This is a genomic window from Paenibacillus sp. OT2-17, assembly GCF_009827695.1.
Lineage (GTDB): Bacteria > Bacillota > Bacilli > Paenibacillales > Paenibacillaceae > Paenibacillus > Paenibacillus polymyxa_B.
This window is the reverse complement of the sequence record NZ_WUDQ01000044.1, coordinates 1-19,798: the sequence shown is the minus strand read 5'-3', so window position 1 is coordinate 19,798 and position 19,798 is coordinate 1. Positions and strand designations below refer to the sequence as shown.

The window sequence follows — 19,798 nt, the reverse complement described above, 5'->3', positions numbered from 1 at the left end:
GCTGTTCCCTGTTTTTGCTGTCGTATTTACGTATATTCGTTCGCGATCCGGTAATACCGAAGCTGCATCATGATCGCTCTGCTCCACGAACAGCATGAGCTTACGCCGTAATTCTTCCTGCGAGCCGACGACGGTAGCCAAACGGCAGGCGTCGTTTCCACGGCTGATATTGGTACAGTAACAAATGTCTGCCAAAGCTTCGTTGGTATTTCCCAGATAAGCTGCAAACCTGTCGGCATAAGCGTAGAGCGCTTGTTCAGTCCGGGCTGACAAGGTGAATACATATTCCTCGCCCAGAGAAGGAACTTCTCTTTGGATCGCATATTCCTCCAGCACAACATGGCAGTTCGTTCCGCTCAAGCCAAAGGAGCTTACCCCTGCACGACGAATCCCGCAGTCTGGCGTCCATTCCTGAAGTGACCGAGCAACATAAACCGGAGAATTTGCAAAATCAATATGTGGGTTAGGCACTTTAAAATGAAGGGATGCCGGAATCTGACGCTTGGTGATGGCCAGCACTGCTTTTATAAACCCGGCAATCCCTGCCGCTGAATCCAGATGCCCGATATTGCTTTTGACGGAGCCTACCGCACAGAACTGCTTACGATCTGTGTACCGTCCAAAAGCCCGTGTAATGCCCTCCATTTCAATAGGATCACCTAGCTTGGTGCCTGTCCCGTGCGTTTCGATATAAGAAACCGTCTGCGGATCAATCTCCGCACGCTTCCAGGCCTCTTCAATCACTTCAGCCTGCGCTGCCGCATTGGGAGCTGTGATCCCGTTGGAGCGACCATCCGAGTTAGCTGCGCTTCCTTTGATTACTGCGTAAATATAATCACCATCAGCCACCGCCTGCTCCAGTGACTTCAGTACAACAGCGCCAACCCCTTCGCCACCGCCTGTACCATCTGCCGATGCGTCGTACGCCTTCGTCTTTCCATCAGGTGAGGCGATTCCCATATTGAAGAGATTTTCATCCACCATCGACAAATACAGATTGACACCACCAGCCACGGCCATTTCACAACCGCCGGACGTTATCTCCTGTACCGCATGATGTACGGCGATGAGTGAAGAGGAACAGGCTGTATCAATAACCTCCGCCGGGCCTGTCCAATTGAAGGCATAAGCAATCCGTCCGGCAATCACAGCCTGCAAATTCCCCGGAATTGCGGAAGGCTCTACCTGTTGCATAAGGTCCATATATTGCGGTGTGCCTGTCCCTACGAACACTCCTGTCTTCGAGCCGTACACCTCTTTTTCCGAGTAACCCGCATTCACCATCGCTTCCCATACAACCTGCAACAGCAGACGCTGCTGCGGGTCCATCATCCGTGCTTCATTAGGGGATATTTGAAAAAATGATGCATCAAAGCCATCAATTCGATCCAGATATGCCCCTTGTGGCAACGATTTTGACTGCCCGACTACATCATCTGAACCCTGAGCAATATCCTGTAACCGATGGGCCGGAATGTCGCGGACGGCATCCACCTCGCGACACAGATTGTCCCATAAGTCATCGCAATTGTCCGCCATAGGGAAATGGCAAGCCATGCCAATCACAGCAACATCACCGTTTCGCCCCTTGCTTCCAAGCTCAGGTCTGTGGTTATGTAGTCGTTTTGTTTCCGTTTTGCGAAGGGCTTCGGTAGGTTGCTCTACACCGCCGAACTGAATGATTTTAGCCTGCATGGCGATCGTATGATGTGTAAAGAGCTGTGGAATCGTCAGCTGAACTTTCAGCAGATGGTGGATTCTGCTTTGCAGTCGCACGATAGACAATGAATTTCCACCTGCTTCAAAAAAACTTTCCTCCACACTAACGACAGGTACGACCAGCAGCTTCTTCCAGATCTCCGTCAGCTGTTCTTCTAACTCATTACGTGGTGCCACATATGCACGGGTTTCGGTAATTACAATCTGGTGCAGAGGCAACGCTTTTTTATCCACCTTGCCGTTCACTGTGACGGGCATGGACTCCAAGCAGACGATATGAGCCGGGACCATATAGCCCGGTACATGCTGCTTCAAGTACGACTGGACATCGCTCGTTCCGACCGGAGATTCTTGCCTGGCTCCCGATTTTTTCAAGGTATAAAAGGCAGCAAGATCCTCGGTTCGTTCCTCTGATCCATGCGGAATGACCACGGCTTCTTTGATGGACGGATGACTTCTGAGAACAGACTCAATCTCCCCCAGCTCCACACGCATCCCCCGGATCTTAACCTGATCATCGGACCTGCCGACAAACTCCAGATTGCCGTCAGACAGCCATCTCACCAGATCGCCTGTTTTATACATCCGTTCTGTTTCGGTACCAAACGGATTCGGCACAAAGCGTTCTGCCGTCAAGCGTGGATTGTATAAGTATCCGCGCGCCAGTCCAGCGCCAGCGATGAACAGCTCTCCAGTAGCTCCGAAGGGCAGCAAGCGTTGCTGTGGATCCAGAACGTATACCTGATAATTCAGCAGAGGCTTACCTATGGGTAATGTTGCTCGCTGCTCTACAGGCAGACATTCATACAGAGTTGTATTAATAGCCGCTTCCGTCGGGCCGTAAATGTTGAGCAGCTTGTCTATGTTCAGCTTATCGCGTAATTGCTGTACCAGCTCGCCGCTGCAAACCTCACCTGCCACCATGATAAAAGCAAAGTGATGTTCGATATCTGTCACCTGTTCTAACAGCACTTCCATCAGTGAAGGTACGGTATTCAACACGTTAATCCGTTCCTTCCGTACCAGTCCCCAAAAGGCGCTTGGATCGGTTTTAGCTTCTTTCGGAATCAGATACAGTGTCCCGCCTGTAGCTAACGGTAAAAAAATCTGCTGCACAGAGGGATCGAATGTGAACGGAGCCATCAAAACATGTCTCAACTGTTCATGGAAGTCATAGCTGCGTTTCAGTCCAGCCAATTGATTGACAATATGACGATGCTCTATCACCACCCCTTTGGGCGCTCCCGTCGAGCCTGATGTGTATATGACATACGCTGTATGATCAGGTCTACCCTCAAACGGTAGATTGGACGGCTCCCCCGCATATAATGCAGGATTGGATAGATCGAGCACTGTTCCTTGAAAAGCATGGGTATCCACATGCTGTGGAGGTGAGATCAACAACTCCATCCGACTATCCATTAAAAGCTGCTGTACCCGCTCTACTGGAAACGTCGGATCTATCGGACAATACGCCGCTCCAGCCTTTAATACCGCTAAGATGGCAATGATGACCTCCGTCGTCGGCTCAGCCATGATGCCCACGATATCATCCGATCCCACTCCGTGACGTTGTAAAGTATGGGCTAACTGATTTGCCTTCGCATTTAGCTCTCTATAGCTAATGCGATACCCTGCCTCGACCACAGCAGCTTGTTCAGGCGTTGTCATCACCTGTTCTTCGAACAATTGATGCAGCAAGGTCACACCCGGCAGCTCTACAGCCGTCTGATTTAATCCATGTACCAGAAGCTCTCGTTGCTGTGGAGCCAGCATATTTGCCGCATCATCCTCCAGAGAGACCGCCGATTTCTCAGGCCATTGAGCCAGAACATACAGCAAATTTGCAGCAAAGGATTGGACTAGGGACAACGAATACACCTCAGGCCGATAAACCAGTTGCAGCATTCGACCTTCTTCGTTTGGTACAAGCCTGATCATCAGATCGAACCGATCCAGGTCCTCAGTCACCGTTTGTAATCCCTCATCCACACATGCCAGTTGCCACAGTTCTTGCAGTTCTCTCCCGTGAAGAGATGTCCATTTTTTATAGAGAAGGGGCACAGAAACATCCTGATGATTCATCGTTCGAGAAAACTCGGCCTTCATGTCTTCGTTAAGCTCACGCCAGGTTTGGCTTTCCTGAACCCGCGGCTTGAGAAAAAGCACATTTCCCCGCTTGGGTTCGGACTGTATAAGCGTCGTCGTGCCGATACAAATATCCTCTGACTGCGAATAGCGATAGACCAGCCCTGACAGCGCCGTCAGGAACAAAATAAAACGTCCCAACTCCGAGCCCTTCGACATTTGATCCAATTGACGAATCGTTTCCCTGGGAATAACCATTTCGAGCGTTTCCTTGCGAGCCTCCAGCTGATGGTTAGACTTGCTTCTGCTTGCAGGCAGTAACTCGCTCGGCAGGTCTTGAGACCATTTTTCCATCCAATATTCTTCAATGATCCGGCCTTTCAAATGTGTACTTTTGTCCATACACACTCCCCTCTCTGTCAACCGTTCCAGGCCTTCATGAGCTGACGAATCTACCATATCTTCCAGTTGATAATCTCAATGAATCACTTAATTAATTCACTATTCAAAATGCTCAGTCTTTCCTCAAAAGGAGGATGCACGTGATTCAGTTCCTTCTTCCATTCAGCCTTGCAGCTGCAATCCAGATGGTCCAGAACGCTCGGATCAAGAGTGTGATTATACTCCTTCAACGCCTCCATTACTCGATCACTGCACTGCGGACAATTGTATGGCACCCCGACAGGAGAAGGATAGAATTGGAACAAACCGACGATGATCTTGCCCAAATGCGCCGTCCGTTTTACCACCTCAACGATGCTCCAGAGCCATGCCGGTTTATAGGCGCCCTGGTCACTTAAATATTGCACCAGTGTATAATCCTGTACGGTACAGCTTTCCAGTGAAACGGTCGTCGTACCGAGCTCAAAAGCATGCTCAATCGTTTGTACGGCATGTTCGATAGCCTCTTGTTCCGTAATAAAGGGCGGCTTCAGCAACACATAGCTACGTAAATTCAGCTCCTGGGTCACCAAGCGAGCGGCCTTATCAAATTGCTTTAAGGAAAAGCCTTTGTTTATGCATACATACCGCAAAAAGTCGTCAATCATTTCGAGCCCCATGGCGACTTCCACATGCTTATCCGGTAAAAGGCGCTTAATTTCCGCCATATTTTCTTTCGTTACAAATTCGGGTCTGGTTTCGATGACCAGCATTTTGATCTCAGGCTTTTCTCCAACCATGCGTATGATTTCCCACAGCGCTTCAGCCGGAACTTCATTGTCGTTGAGAATGGAGCCGTTATTATACAGATTGAGTAAAGGATATTTGCTAAAATCAATCCGCTTAAATTCCTCACTAAATTGCTCCAAATAATAATGGGCAGAGAGAGGGCCGTCTTTACGTGTTTGCTTGGCCAAATGACCGCACATGGTGCAGCCATTTCCGTTTTTCAAGGCCCACTCACATCCGTTAGACATTAAATACATGACTGCGCGTTGATAGTTTTTTCCCTGAAAGTTTTCCTCACGAATATCCGTTTCTGTCGCTACTTTGTCCAAATGATACTGTTCATCTGGAATTTTAGCGTGAATCTCCTTCATTAGATTGGCGATGAGTCGGTAATAGTGGGCGGTTTCTTTCGTGGTCATCCATTGATAGGAATCCATTTGTTCCCAAGCTTTCGGCTTCTTCATCTTCATACACTCCTTTTCAAAGTATCCGGGCTATAGTCAAATTCAATTGCCCAGACCTCTTCCAGTCTCTTTTCCATCTCCGTCAAGGAGTGAATATTCTGAATGGCATAATCTCTTTCTGTAACGATCAGCCTGAGCAAAGCAACATAACGTTCACATAACAGTTCAATCGCGGACGGCTCATATTTTGAGGGCTGATACATGATTTGGATGGCAGTTTGCTCCATTTGATGAATGCTCACCAGAAGTGAATAATCCGTTACGCTATGGCCAAAAAAGGATTCCAAGGTCAATTCACTCTGTCGATTGATCTCCAGCGGATAATTTTCAATCACAAGCAACGTATCAAAAAGACGCTCTGTGCTTCTGAAATTGCCGTAAGACTGTATATCCACAAGCGGTGTTGTTTCGTAGGGCTGTCTCGCTACGCTGGCTTGCTGAATATCGAGCAAGGCTTGTTGCAGCGTATCTCCATTGCCTGACTGTAACCGTACAGGAACCGTGTTCATCAAAAGCCCCACTACCTGTTCAATTCCAGGCAGGCTGCTGGAGCGGCCAGATACCGTCGTGCCGAAAAGCACATCCTGACGTCTGCTGACCTTTTGCAGCAGAATACCCCAGGCCGCTGTAAAAAGGGTACCTACTGTCACGGATTCTTCCTTCGCAACAGCTTCAAGCCCCCTCACCAGCTCCGATTGCAAAACATACGATTCGCAAGCCGTATCGCTTATTTCTGAGCTAGAAATTGTATCGGGTAAACACAGGGGCTGAACCTCATATCCAGTCAGGTAAGCTTGCCAAAATGCCTTGCTTCCGCTTCTATCCTGCGTACCAAGCCATTTCACGTACTCTCCAAAACGCGGCTTGGCTACTTGTTCTGGCTCCCGGCCTGCACGCAGCGCATCATATGCCCGGATAAACGCGCCCAGCACAATGCCATTACTCCAGCCATCCATCACAATATGGTGGTTGCTGACCATCATGATATGACGATCATGTGCCAGCCTAAACACCGTAATCCGCAGTAGGGGGCCCTCGGACAGGTCAAATCCTACAGCACGGTCTGCCTCGCGCAGCTCCTGTAGTACCGTCTCTCGCTCCACCTCTTCCATTTCTGTGAGGTCATGGAAAGTGAAAGATAGGACGCGTCCTTTCAGGACAATCTGAACCGGGTTCTGGATCTTTTCCCAGCGGAATACGCTTCTCAGCACTTCATGCTGTTGAATCGTCCATTTCCACGCCTCACAGCAGACAGATAGATCAAGCTGACCCTGCAGCGTATAGCTGTATTGCTCAAAATAAGCTCCTGTATCCTTGTCCCGTAAATAGTGGTAGAGCATTCCTTCCTGCATGGGAGTCAAACCAATGACATCCTCCACACGTGTTTTGTTCAATGGACGGTGGCTCATGGTTGCCTCCCCCTTACAATTGAATGATGGTGCCAATCCCATACGCGAACAGTCCCTCTTGCGGGTGACGAATAAACGGCTCTCGACAGCCCGTTGGGTCTACAAATTCCTCAAAGGAGGGATAACTTTGTTTCACTTCATCCCAGAAAACGCCAACATCATAACCTCTTCCCCACGTTTCAGGCCGCATGCTGATATCATGAAAAGCAATCATGCCGCCCGGTGCCACCAGCTCTTGATACATACGAAAATCCGAACTCACACCACCGTAGGAATGATCTCCATCAATAAATAGAAGGTCAATCTGCCGGTCTCCTAAAACCTTTTTCAAGTCCTGTTTGGTGGAGCAGTGAAATGAACGGTCTCGAATAAAAGAAAACTGCTGCCCCGTGCTGCCAAAGCTGGAGTAGAGCTGTACCTCACTGTCATCCTGACCCCCTCCATACGGTCCACCCGGATAATCAATACTGACGAGCAACGCGTCTGGATCGGCCAGTTGACTCAGGCAATAAAACACACCGCCGCTGGCTGTCCCGATCTCAACGACTGTTTTAGGCTTTTGGCCTTTCACGACCTCCAGAAAACGACGCAGCTCATAGGGATTCTGAATGGCTGGAAAAACAGGTACATGCTCGGCGACACGCTCCAAAATAGCTCTTAACCGGATAGATTGCGGACTGGTCACGTCTTCTTGAAGATTTTCCGGGGAAAGCAGTTCGAATAACTCGGGCACGATGACCTTAGCCAAGAGTCCTTCCACATCAGGTTCATCTTCTCCGTCCAGTAGCCATGCTTCTGGCAGCCGAGGAAGCTTGTCCTCAGGATTTTCGCCTTTTTCAATGGCTGCTTTGAGAAGATTTGCCTGTTCCCGTGTTAGCTTCACATACCCAGGCTTCCATGTATGAATGAGTATAAAATCCCCCTTTACCTTGATGTGATCCAAGCCAAACTTGTGCACCCATGGCAGATCGTTGTATCGCTTTTGCAGATAATAATTTAGGGGGCCTGTCGGGAGAATGCGTAAATGTTCCAATCTGTTGCTCATGCTCTCACCTCGTTCTCGTCGTAATCCATTCCTAAGTTACGTAAAAAAGATCCGGTATGGGAGTGCTCACAGGTCGCAACCTGCTCAGGCGTTCCAGCTGCCACTAGCTGTCCACCTCGGGTGCCCCCTTCAGGGCCAAGGTCTATCACATAATCTGCTGTTTTGATCAGATGCAGGTTATGTTCAATGATGAGTACGGTGTTGCCCTCATCCACGAGCTGTTGAAGGATAGTTAGCAGTCGCTGAATGTCGTCGGCATGCAAGCCTGTGGTCGGTTCATCCAAAATGTACAACAGGCTGCGCCCTTTTTTTAACTGACTTAGCTCCTCTACCAGCTTAATACGCTGGGCTTCCCCGCCAGATAATGTCGTGGCAGACTGACCCAGCTTCATATAACCAAGACCCAATTCGTTCATGAGCTTCAACTTGCCGTAAATATCCGGTTGGTCAGCGAAGAAAACAGCAGCTTCTTCAATGCTCATCTCCAATACATCCGCGATATTCTTCTCGTGATATGTAATTGCCAGTATATCCTCGCTGTAGCGTCTGCCCCGGCACGTTTCGCAAACCATTTCAACGTCAGACATAAACTGCATTTCAGTGACGATCACCCCGAGTCCTGAACAAACTTCACAGCGTCCACCCGGTGAATTGAAGCTAAAATGTGCACTCTTTCGTTGGAGCTGTCTAGCTATTTCTGTCCTGGCAAATAGTTTTCGAATAGCGTCAAACACCCCCACATAGGTAGCCGGAGTGGATCGCGGTGTCCGTCCAATTGGCTTCTGATCGATACAGATCACCTGATCAATCGACGCTTCTCCTTTCAGCTCTACATCGTGCTTCAGATATGCAGATTTACCCTCCAGGCGAGAACGTAATTTCTCATATATAACGTTATGAACCAGCGTGGTTTTCCCTGATCCTGATACCCCTGTAACACAAACTAAACAACCCAATGGAATTCGTATATTCAGGTTCTGCAGATTATTCTCCCTGGCTCCCAGCACCTCAAGATATTTCCCGTCACAGGCCTTTCTTCGTTGGGTGGGAACAGGAATACCTTGCTTGCCGCTCAAATATTGTCCTGTCAAAGACTTCGAATTGCTCATGACTTCTTCCACCGTACCCTGTGCTACAATTTCACCGCCGAGCAATCCTGCGCCAGGTCCAATATCAACAAGATAATCCGCTTGGGCCATAATCTCCTCATCATGTTCGACGACCAAGATGGTATTTCCCAAATCCCGTAGTCTGTGAAGCATAGCTATCATTTTCCCGGTATCCTTCGGGTGTAATCCAACACTGGGTTCATCCAAAATGTAGATCATGCCCATCAGCCCAGAGCTTAATTGGGTCGTCAAGCGTACGCGCTGTGATTCACCACCCGAGAGCAGGGTCACCGGACGGTTCAGATTTAAATAGTCCAGTCCCATATCCAGCAGCAGCGTCAAACGAGTCTTGATTTCCTGTAAAATGGGCTGGGCCACAGCCGCAAGACTCTCGAAAACTTGAGGTGCCATTCGCAGTAGTTCATCACAGCCTGCATACAGCTCAACCAACGGCATGTTCGAAAAATCGCGGATCGTTTTGTCCCCCACACGATATAGCAGTCGTTCTGCCTTCAAACGTGCTCCTCCGCAGCTCGGACATACTTGTTCCCGCATCACTTCCTTGTCTTCCGCTTTCATAGCGCTCATTTCATCCTTGGCATTAGCGTTAAAGCGCTCATAAATAAGATTCACAATACCTGCAAATCTTTCGTGCATCAGCTTGCCACCTGTAGCAGGATTCTCAATTGCAATCTTTTCCCCTTGAGTACCGTATAGCACAGCGTATAACGCCTCATCTGGCAGATCCTTTACCGCCGTGCTCAGTTCAAAATGATATCGGGTCGCTAGTCCCTCCAAAATTTTTCGATTTTTGTGAAATTTCTCTTGCTCACATTGCCAGCCAAGTAGCTGAATCGCTCCTTCAGCTAGACTTTTGGATCGATCAGGAATCACACGTTCCAGATCTACTTCATAATGAGTGCCCAGTCCTGTACAAGTCGGACAAGCACCCAAAGGACTATTCGACGAGAAAGCCCCTGCCGAAATTTCACTCGCCACCATGCCACAACAGGAGCAGCCAAAATTCAGATTACATACGAATCGTTTATCAACCACAGGTCGAATTTGAATCCAGCCATCTCCTAAATCCAGTGCTTTATCCACCAGAGCTTGGATATCTTTTCGTTGCTCCACGGAAGCTGAAATCGTAATTCTGCCAACCAGTACCTCCAGCTGACTGTCTCCTTTTCCTAGACGTACTGCCTGTGGAGACATACTGGAAAACAAAACCTCAGCTTGCTCTATATCCAGCATTTTTTGATTCCAGCTTAATTGGGTGTAGCCTTTTTTTTGTATTTCCTTCAGCAACGCGACAGGCCCTTCATGTGGCATGGAAAGGATCGGCGCATAGATTTCTATTGAAGCATCAGGTGAGCATTGGAGTACCTGCTCCGTGATTTTTTTCCTTGTCTGTACAGACAGTGCTTCCTGACAGTAGGGACAAACCGCCCGACTTGTTCGTGAAAACAACAACCGGACAAAAGAGGAGATTTCGGTCAATGTACCCACGGTTGACCTCGGGTTGCGCGAGACCGTCTTTTGCTCCATCGCAATTGCCGGAGACAACCCTTCGATCAAGTCCACATCCGCCTCTTCCGTTTTTCGCAAACCCATTCGTTCATATGCGGACAGCGACTCCATTAAGCGTCGTCGCCCTTCCGCATATAGTGTATTGAAGACAAGCGATGATTTACCCGAGCCGCTAACTCCCGTGAAAACAACCAGTTGATCTCGCGGAATCCGCAAGGAGATATTTTTCAGGTTGTGCTGTCTTGCACCTTTGACAACAATGTAGTTTTGCATGCTAAGCCCACACTTTTTCATAAATTTTAATGGATTGGTTATGAGCCACTGACTTCAGCACTCAACACCTCCAGCTCCTTCATCTGCCCCATTTCCATCTTCAGCAGTCGGTCTGCGGTATGGAAATAATGGTCATCATGCGTAATGGCGAAAATAATTTTACCCGCCGCCTTCATTTCAGGCAGAAGTGTATGGTAAAAGAACTTGCGGAATTCCGGATCTTGATCGGCAGCCCATTCGTCAAACAAATATACGGGTCGATCTTCCAGATAACAGATCAAAAGCGCAAGCCGCTTTCGTTGTCCACCTGATAGCTTGAGCGTACTGAAATATCCATCCTTGACCGTTACTTTTTCCTCCAGTCCCAGTCTTTTCAGATAACGCTCAATGTCGGACTGCTTTTCCTTATAATCAATGTCGTACAAGCGCTCAAACAGATGAAAATCAGAGAAGACGGTGGAAAAATACTCGCCCGACGTGCGGGCATCAATGACTTCTCCATTGATCGTGATGTATCCCGTTTGTGGAGGATAGAGGGCAGTCATTAATTTAGCAAGCGTCGTTTTACCACTGCCGTTGCCGCCTGTGATGAAAATGGTCTGTCCTTTAGCCGCTTCCAGTGTAATAGGTCCGACCAGAAAGCTGGACTCTCCAGTCACGTTGCTGTACTCGAAGCTAAGATTATGAAAACCAATTCGTTCCACAGCCACTTCTTCATCCACCAAACTCGCAGTATCATACACTTCTCCGCTGTCATCAGTCGGCATTTCCGCAATAAAGGCTTTAATTCTTCGCCAGGAGGTCCGAATCTGGAACAGCTCCGGCACAGCCTGCAACAATCCGTTGATGGGTCCGATCAAGTAGAGGAACACGACAACAAATTGAATTAATGTGTAATCCTTAATGTTCGGGAAAATCGTCGGGAACACAAGGGTAACTACACCTAAAATTAAAATCAGCAGCGTCTCGCCCAGCACCAGTGCATTGGTAAATTTAATGCGGGACACGGAGCGTTTTTGACGATACTGTTCACAGCTATCCTGAATATCGCTGCTAAACTCCGTCTTTTTGCGTCCATGCATACTAAGCTCTTTAAAACCTTTGAGCATATGGTCGATGAACCCCAAATACACGTTTTGGGTATCCCTCGCCTCTTCCCAATAGCGGTTAGCCGTACCGCTGACGATGCTATAAAATGCGGCAATCACCGCAATGACAACAAGGGAAAGTATCGTGCCCCAAAATGAAATCGTACCGAGATAAACAAAGCAGCAGATGACTGTCAGTAGACTGGTCGCGAACCCCACCGCCACATTGGCCGAGAAGCCCACCATCTCTGTATCATTATTTAAAGTGGCTAAAATTTTGCCATTGTCCATGCGTTCTAATTTGTCATAAGAGCTGTGTAGCACACGTTGAATCAGTTCCATTCGTTTTCGATAAATCATGTTGTAGGTAATCTTCACTAATTTGGTTTCAATCAGCTTGCGACCGAAAATATAAACCGCCAGCGCTAATCCGAAATAATACAGCAGATATTTGAGCGGTATTTCGCTGCCAATTGAGAAATTGACGATAAAAATGACAAAGGCATTCGCCGCCCCGCTCAGCAAGCTCATCATTACCAGTAAAGGAAGCGAGCGTTTATTTTCGTCTGTGTTCGGAAAAATCGTACCCAACACCAGGTAGCCAAAGCTCAAAAGCAATCCCAGCCCCAAGGCTCCAATCGCAAACGGAAAGCTAAACGGAGACCAGACAATCGCGGTTGTCCATGAAACGCCCTGCATGGCAGTAGGAACCAAATAAACTCCATACAAAAACGGTGTACTGCAAAGTAAAAATAGCAGCCATGTGAGCAGCTTTTTTGGATTCAAAGGCTTCAAAACACGTTGTTTGCGGATGATATCTCGTACCACCGTCATCAACAGGACCACTACCGCCAGCACATAACATGCCAGCATGATCGTAATAACGGACCACGCATTGTCTGTTTTCTGATCTGGCTCATACGGAGACACAGGCTGACGATCTCGTAAAATGTCCATAAGACCATGCCCGGTGATATACGTTAACGTGGTACCGTTGTTTGCCATAATCCCTACAGCCAGCTGATCCTGAGGGCGAAAAACCATATAAGCAGAAAAATTCGGATTTAATCCAGCCTTGGACACCTCTCCGTTTCCACTTTGGTAGTCAGCCCAGCCCATAGCATAAGACGACATATCAAACTTGCTGGGGGTAACGGTGCGGTCAGGCGCATGAGTTTCCATAATTAATGGAGTCATGGGAGATTTCAGGCTGCCCAACTGATATTTGAGCCAAGTGGCGAGGTCATTTCCGTCCATCATGATATAACCAGCGGGACGGTTTCCTCTAAAGACAGGGGATTGATATTCACGTGCTTGAAAAAAGCCGTTCTTGTAGCCTGTTGCCATCGTGGGTGCGGCTTCTGTGGGATAAAGAGTAGTTTTATTCAGACCTAAAGGCTGAAAAATATGGGTCTTCATATAATCTTCGTAAGGTTGCCCTGTGACCTTTTGAATGACAGCCCCCACGATTGCGTAGTTAATGGTGGCATATTCAAAGCGTTCGCCAGGACGATTATGTAATTCCAGGCCATTCACATTTCGTACAACCTGTTCCAGTGAATCGGGACGGTTGGAGATCGGGATGTCGGTAATTGTGTACCATGGAATGCCACTGGAGTGATGTAACAGCTGCCGCAGTGTAATCTCGACATTTTGGTGCTTATACTTGGCTTGAAACCATGGAAAAAACTTTGAAACGGGATCATCCAGCTTCAACAACCCCTGCTGCTGTAGTTGCAGCACGGCAAGTGCTGTAAATCCTTTGGAGCAAGAGGCAATTTCAAAGCTTGTCTCGGGTGTTACAGGAACCTGCTTGTCCACATTGGCGTACCCAAAACTTTTGAGATAGGCCGTTTCCTTTCCACGAACCACAATAACTGTCATTCCAGGGATATGACCTTCCTGCATCTTCTCATGAATAAATGCTTCCAAACGCTGAGTGGTGTTTTCATCCAATCCTGCTGCGGCCTCCGCACGACTGGGCGGAATACATGTAGCCACTAAAGCGAAAATCAGGATAACCGCTGCCATTTTTCTCATGATCATCTTTTTACATTCCATAATCGCTCCAGCTTTCTTTGTAATATGTAATCAAAGCTTGCTTGACCAATATATGTAAGACTATTTATCTAGTAATTACATAAAAAAACTAGGATAAATAGTATTCAACATCATGAATAAATATACACAATTTGTATATTTAATTTATGGATAATTAAATAGTTTAAGAGTAAATATATGTTAAATAGGAATGGATTTATTTAAAGGAAAATTAAGGAAGAATGCCAGGATATTGATTGCGAAATCGGAGAGTCAATTACCAGAAATACTTAATAAATTAATATTTATCAATATTATCGAAATTGTATTAACACCTTAACATTTCATCCATATCGGATGTAGTGAGCTAATTCACACTTTTTTAAAAATTCCATTGTAAACCTACGGAAACCTTTTAAAGGGAACTCGCCTTTTTAAATTGGAATAAAATTGTCGAAAATCCGTTTTATTTTTTGTTTAAAAATACATTTTTTCTGCTTGATTGTTTTTATTGGGTGGGCTAGGATCATTTTTATGTAGACTCTATGTTTTTCAATATCTGCATGTATAAGGAGGCTAATGGATGTTCTATGCATTAACGCATTCTCAAAAAAGAGTTTGGTATAACGAGAAAATATATGGTACGACAGCCATGCACAATCTGACCGGACTTGTACGCATTCAAAAGGAACTAGAGTTTGACGCGCTGGAGAAAGCGATTCAACTCTTCATTTCCAAAACGGAAGGCCTCCGCATCCAGATCGAAGAGCAAAATGGAGAACCCGTACAGTACGTGAAGCCCTATGAAAAGGAGCAGATCGCATGTATTGATTTTAGTCATGAGCCTGATCCGTTACTTCATTTTGAACAATGGCTGAAGGCTGTGAGTGGACAGGTTATGCCTCTGTTGAATGCCAAACTGTATTCTTTTGTTATTTTTAAACTTGGGCCTGGTGATGTTGGTTATTTGGGTCAATTTCATCATATTATTGCAGACGGTTGGGCCTTACATATCGTGTCTGAACGAATTTCGCAGTATTATACACTACTGGTTAACCACAGCCCCCTGCCTGCTGATGAAGAATATTCCTACATACCTATCATTGATCAAGAACAAGCCTATTTAACATCTGAGCGTTTTATTAAAAATAAAATATTCTGGCATGAAAAACTTCAAACCTTACCCGACATGATACCTATCAACAAAAGCAAAGATATTTCGGCCGTTCGAACATCCTTTGCCATCGATAGTGAAACTTCACGCATCATTCAGACCTTTATCCAAAGCTCCAAACTTTCTGTAAACGTATTATTCGTATCCGCCCTTCTGCTTTACATCTACCGGACGACTCAAGAAACCGATGTGGTGATCGGGACTCCAGTCCTGAACAGATCGGGCAAAAAACAAAAAAATACGTTTGGCATGTTCACCAGCACCATGCCGTTTCGCATCCAACTGGATGAAGCTTTAGATGCCTGCTCTTTGATGAAGCATGTGGGGGCAGAGCTGATGAATTTTTATTTTCATCAAAAATATCCATATGATCTTCTAGCTAGTGACCTGGAGCTTGCTCAAAAAGGATATAACAGTCTGTTTGATATGTGTGTTAATTATTACAATATGAAATTTAGTCCCCAATTTGATGGGTGCCCCTATGAAGTTCAGGAGGTTTTCAGTGGTTATCAACCTTATGCGCTGCAACTGGTTATTCGTGACTGGGAGGGGAGCGGAAGAATTACGCTGGACTTTGACTATAAAGTGAATTCTTACAGTGAGACGCAGATCGCAAAAATGTTTGAGTATATCATTCATATCGTTCGCGAGATGATCGAGCAGCCACAGACCCGGATTGCAGAGATTGAAATGCTATCTCCGCAGGAACAAAATGAGCTGATCTATGGGCTGAATCAAACACGTTCTTCCTATCCCTCGTCCCTAACCATTACTCAGTTATTTGAGCAGCAAGTCGTTGAAAAAGCTACTAATATTGCCTGTTACTTTGAAGAGCACACGTTAACCTATCGTGAGTTAAATGAACAAGCTAACCAACTGGCGAGGTTTTTAAAAAGCCGTGGTATTGGGCAAGAGAGTATCGTGGGGATCATGGCTGGGCATTCATTTGAGCTTATCATTTCGATCTTAGCTGTGTTGAAATCAGGTGGGGCCTATCTGCCTATAGATCCTCACTATCCAGCTGACCGTGTTAGCTATATGCTGGAGGATTCCGGGGCTGCTTTGCTTCTTACCGATGCACCTTTGAATGATGATATTTCATTTTCCAGAGGAGTTTATCGTATAGACGATGCATCCCTGTACCATGGAGATTGCTCGAATTTGAAGCCACAAAGCGGACCGAACCAGCTCGCTTATGTAATTTACACCTCCGGTTCCACAGGCAAACCTAAAGGAGTGGCAGTTCCGCACAAGGGACTTGTGAATTACATATGGTGGGCGAATAAAACCTACTTGTCCGCAGCTCACGAGGTCTTTGCTTGTTATTCGTCAATAGCCTTTGATCTGACTGTCACTTCCATATTCACCCCATTAATCAGCGGACATGCCATTAACCTCTACAGAGATGATGATCCCGGCGAATTTGTATTGTTCCGCATTATGAAAGACCAACGTACAACCATTGTAAAGCTAACTCCCGCACACTTGTCCCTTCTACAAGAGTCGGACATTCGTACATCGAGCGTCCGCAAATGCATTGTAGGAGGAGAAGATCTCAAAGTCAGTCTTGCTCACAACATTCATGACAAGTTTGGCGGAAGTATTGCCCTGTTCAATGAGTACGGACCTACGGAAACCGTCGTAGGCTGCATGATCCATATGTATGATGCAGACCGGGATAGCAGAAGATCCGTACCCATCGGCGTGCCTTCCGATAACGTGGCTGTATATTTGCTGGATACGCACTTAAAGCCTGTTCCTGTGCAGGTAAAAGGAGAAATCTACATTTCCGGTCATGGAGTGGCAAGAGGATATCTGAACAGACTGGAACTCACAAAAGAAAGGTTTCTCGATAATCCTTTTGTTCCTGGCGAACGAATGTATAAAACCGGTGACATGGGGATACGGCTGGAAAATGGCCTGATCGAATACCTTGGCCGAAATGATAACCAAGTCAAAATCAGAGGCTTTCGTATCGAGCTGGGTGAGATTGAAGGAGCTTTATCCTCCTATCCTGACATCCAGCATGCTGTCGTAAACGTTGTGGAAACAGGCGATGCGAATAGATATCCCGTTTTGTGTGCCTATTATGTATCTGATCGTGCTATCTCTCCCAAGCTTCTCAAAGATTATTTACATGCTTGTCTTCCCCATTATATGGTACCAAGCCACATACTCCAGCTGGAAATCATTCCGCTTACATCCAATGGCAAGGTGGACAAGCAAAAGCTTCCTGTACCAGACGTGTCCTCTGGATTAACTGACATATATGAGGAAGCCCATAATACGGTGGAAAGCATTCTCGTGCAGGTTTGGGAAGAGCTGTTCCATACGTCTAACATAGGTATCCACGATAATTTCTTCGCACTGGGCGGAGACTCTATTAAAGCGATCCAGATGACATCCAAATTAAATAACTATGATTTGGAAGTGGGTGTACAGGATGTTTTAGCGCATCCCAGTATAGCAGAGCTTGCTCATTACACACGCCAAAAGAGCCGACTGTACGATTCTTCAGCTCCCGTCAGCGGAGAAATTCAGCATACACCGATCTCCTTGTGGTTTATGGAGCAGTCATTTCATAATCCTCATCACTATAATCAATCGGTCTTGCTTCTGCTGAAAAATGAAATGGATCGTTCTGCTCTAGAAAAGGCATTTCACAAGGTAATTGAGCATCACGATGCTTTAAGGATGAGCATACACCCGGCTGGCAAGTTATTTTATAACCCGGAACTCACTGCAATCCCGTTCAAGCTGGATTGTTATGACATGACGCCTATTTCAGCAGATGCTTGGCAGCATGAATTCAATAAGCTGGTGCATAGCTTGCAATCCGGTTTCGATCTGTCCCACCGTCTTCCTATTCGAGCAGCTATATTCGATCACGGACAAGGAACCTGGGAATTGTTCATCACTGCGCATCATCTGGTTGTAGATGGAGTTTCCTGGAGAATTATATTGGAGGATGTATTGGAGGCTTATCATGCCTTAGAAGAAGGCAAGGAGGTACATTTTTCAAGAAAAACAGCCTCTGTTCAAACCTTTGCCAAGGAGCTTCATCATTATTCCACTACTGCGGATCTACGGGAGGAGCTTGATTTTTGGAATGAAATGGAGGGCGGCAACGACCATTTTCCAGCATTCATCACAAGCCAGCCAGCTACTGCCGTAAACTATGCTTCATGTGCAGTCGTCGAAGGAGAACTTTCCCCTACCCATACGCACAAACTGCTCACCAAGGCGAATCAGGTCTATCATACTGAGCCTGTGGATTTACTGCTAGCTGCCTTGGCGTTAAGTGTAAAGGAATGGATCGGGTTGGACGATTTCACTTATGAGGTTGAGCATCACGGAAGGAGCCTGGATCACGTAGACGTATCCAGAACGGTTGGCTGGTTTACGGCGTTACATCCCTTACGTATTCAAGTGCCAGGTACAGAAATAGGCAGTGTCATTGCATATGTCAAGGAACTGCGCCGACGCATTCCCCAACAGGGTATCGGTTATGGCATTTTAAAATACATGCAAGGAGCTATTGAAAAAAGTAAAAAGATTCGTCCCCTACGCTTCAATTATCTGGGACAGTTCGATCACGAAAGTCAGAGTTCAGACTATGTATATAAGCATACTCCAGGCCTTCAAGATGTGGACTACGCCAATCATCTAACGGCTGGCATCGAAATCAACAGCCTGATTGTTAACGACCAGTTGGTGGTCCATATGATGTACAGCACGGAATTGTTTGAAAAAGAAAGTATAACTGAATTTATGCATATGTATGTCCATACTCTACACCGTGTGATTGATTTTACACTTAGTCAGCAGAATGTTCACTTCACTCCTTCGGACTTTGAATCTGCTCGGATTAGCCAAGAGGATATTGAATTGCTTTTCGAATAAAGTTCCAATAAGGGCAGGCGGCTGCATATAACCGCCTGTCTATTTAGGCTTCGGGCGTAACTACTGTACTTATCTATATAAAAGTGGGGTTGGCAGTACATGAGTTCTTTCGAAGATCATTTGGTTGTTTTAAACACACCCAGACGGTTCAGTACGACCAGTAAGCGATAAAAATCGTAACTGCTTGGCAGTTTCGCATCCACAATCGGGCTTGCCGGATTAAATGCAACAGCGGCAGCCATCGCTTCCTTCGCCCAGGTCGGTACTGGCATAGCCTGATGCGCCTCCAGTTCAGCTACTCGCTGATCCACTTTTTTAATATAAGCGCTCTGTTCATTCAACGTCTGCTTGAGCACATCTTTGCTGTTTTCAAGGGCAGCGACCTGCTGTTGCAGGGCTTTAAATGCCGCTTTTTCCTCTGCTGTCATTGGCTCATCCCCCTCTTCTCCTGCAAATACTTGGCGTAGCTCGGCCTCTGTTCCGGCGTATACATTCAGGTCAACCGGCCCTTGAATTCCATCAACCCGTCCACTATCGCTATATTGCCAAAAGTCCCAGCGCTTCCATGCCGTGGTATCGCTGGGCACTCGTGTACTATAACGCGCAATCCACAGCTTATAACTACCCAATGGCGCTTTGAAATGGGCAGCAAAAGCATTCCCTGTATATACCATCGGCTTACGGCCGATTACAGTTCAAATTCCGTTACAAATGCCAACGCAACCTCATGAATCGCGGCCGAGCTAAGCCCTCCCGGATTATTTTCGTAATCCATCACCGCTGGCA

General features: G+C 46.7%; 7 protein-coding genes and 1 pseudogene. 1 reads left to right on the top strand and 7 read right to left on the bottom strand.

The annotated features are described in order from the left end of the window. The 6 genes from GRP75_RS09560 to GRP75_RS09535 form a co-directional block, all read right to left on the bottom strand. Positions 1-4,209 (bottom strand): hybrid non-ribosomal peptide synthetase/type I polyketide synthase (locus GRP75_RS09560; RefSeq protein WP_160789183.1); only part of this gene is annotated, 4,209 nt, incomplete at its 3' end. A gap of 83 nt (positions 4,210-4,292) precedes the next feature. Continuing rightward, positions 4,293-5,441, bottom strand: a complete 1,149-nt coding sequence (locus GRP75_RS09555; RefSeq protein ID WP_160789182.1) for an archaeosine biosynthesis radical SAM protein RaSEA — start codon at positions 5,439-5,441, stop codon at positions 4,293-4,295. Between the two features lie 2 nt (positions 5,442-5,443). Then, a complete protein-coding gene (locus GRP75_RS09550) occupies positions 5,444-6,850 on the bottom strand; it encodes a condensation domain-containing protein (protein WP_160789181.1) in 1,407 nt (468 codons plus the stop codon). A 13-nt stretch (positions 6,851-6,863) separates the two neighbouring features. Next, on the bottom strand, positions 6,864-7,895 hold the full coding sequence (locus GRP75_RS09545) for a class I SAM-dependent methyltransferase (protein WP_160789180.1): 1,032 nt from the start codon (positions 7,893-7,895) through the stop codon (positions 6,864-6,866). Beyond that, positions 7,892-10,807 (bottom strand): excinuclease ABC subunit UvrA, encoded by a 2,916-nt coding sequence (gene uvrA / locus GRP75_RS09540; RefSeq protein ID WP_160789179.1) that lies wholly within the window; start codon positions 10,805-10,807, stop codon positions 7,892-7,894. The genes GRP75_RS09545 and uvrA overlap by 4 nt, the downstream gene beginning before the upstream one ends. A 38-nt stretch (positions 10,808-10,845) precedes the next feature. Continuing rightward, entirely contained in the window at positions 10,846-13,956 is a 3,111-nt protein-coding gene (locus GRP75_RS09535; protein ID WP_160789178.1) for a cyclic peptide export ABC transporter, read from the bottom strand. A 562-nt stretch (positions 13,957-14,518) separates the two neighbouring features. Here GRP75_RS09535 and GRP75_RS09530 point away from each other — a divergent pair. Then, positions 14,519-19,012, top strand: a complete 4,494-nt coding sequence (locus GRP75_RS09530; RefSeq protein ID WP_160789177.1) for a non-ribosomal peptide synthetase — start codon at positions 14,519-14,521, stop codon at positions 19,010-19,012. Between the two features lie 116 nt (positions 19,013-19,128). Here GRP75_RS09530 and GRP75_RS09525 read toward each other — a convergent pair. Continuing rightward, positions 19,129-19,798: pseudogene (locus tag GRP75_RS09525) on the bottom strand (glycoside hydrolase family 25 protein); the annotation flags it as partial.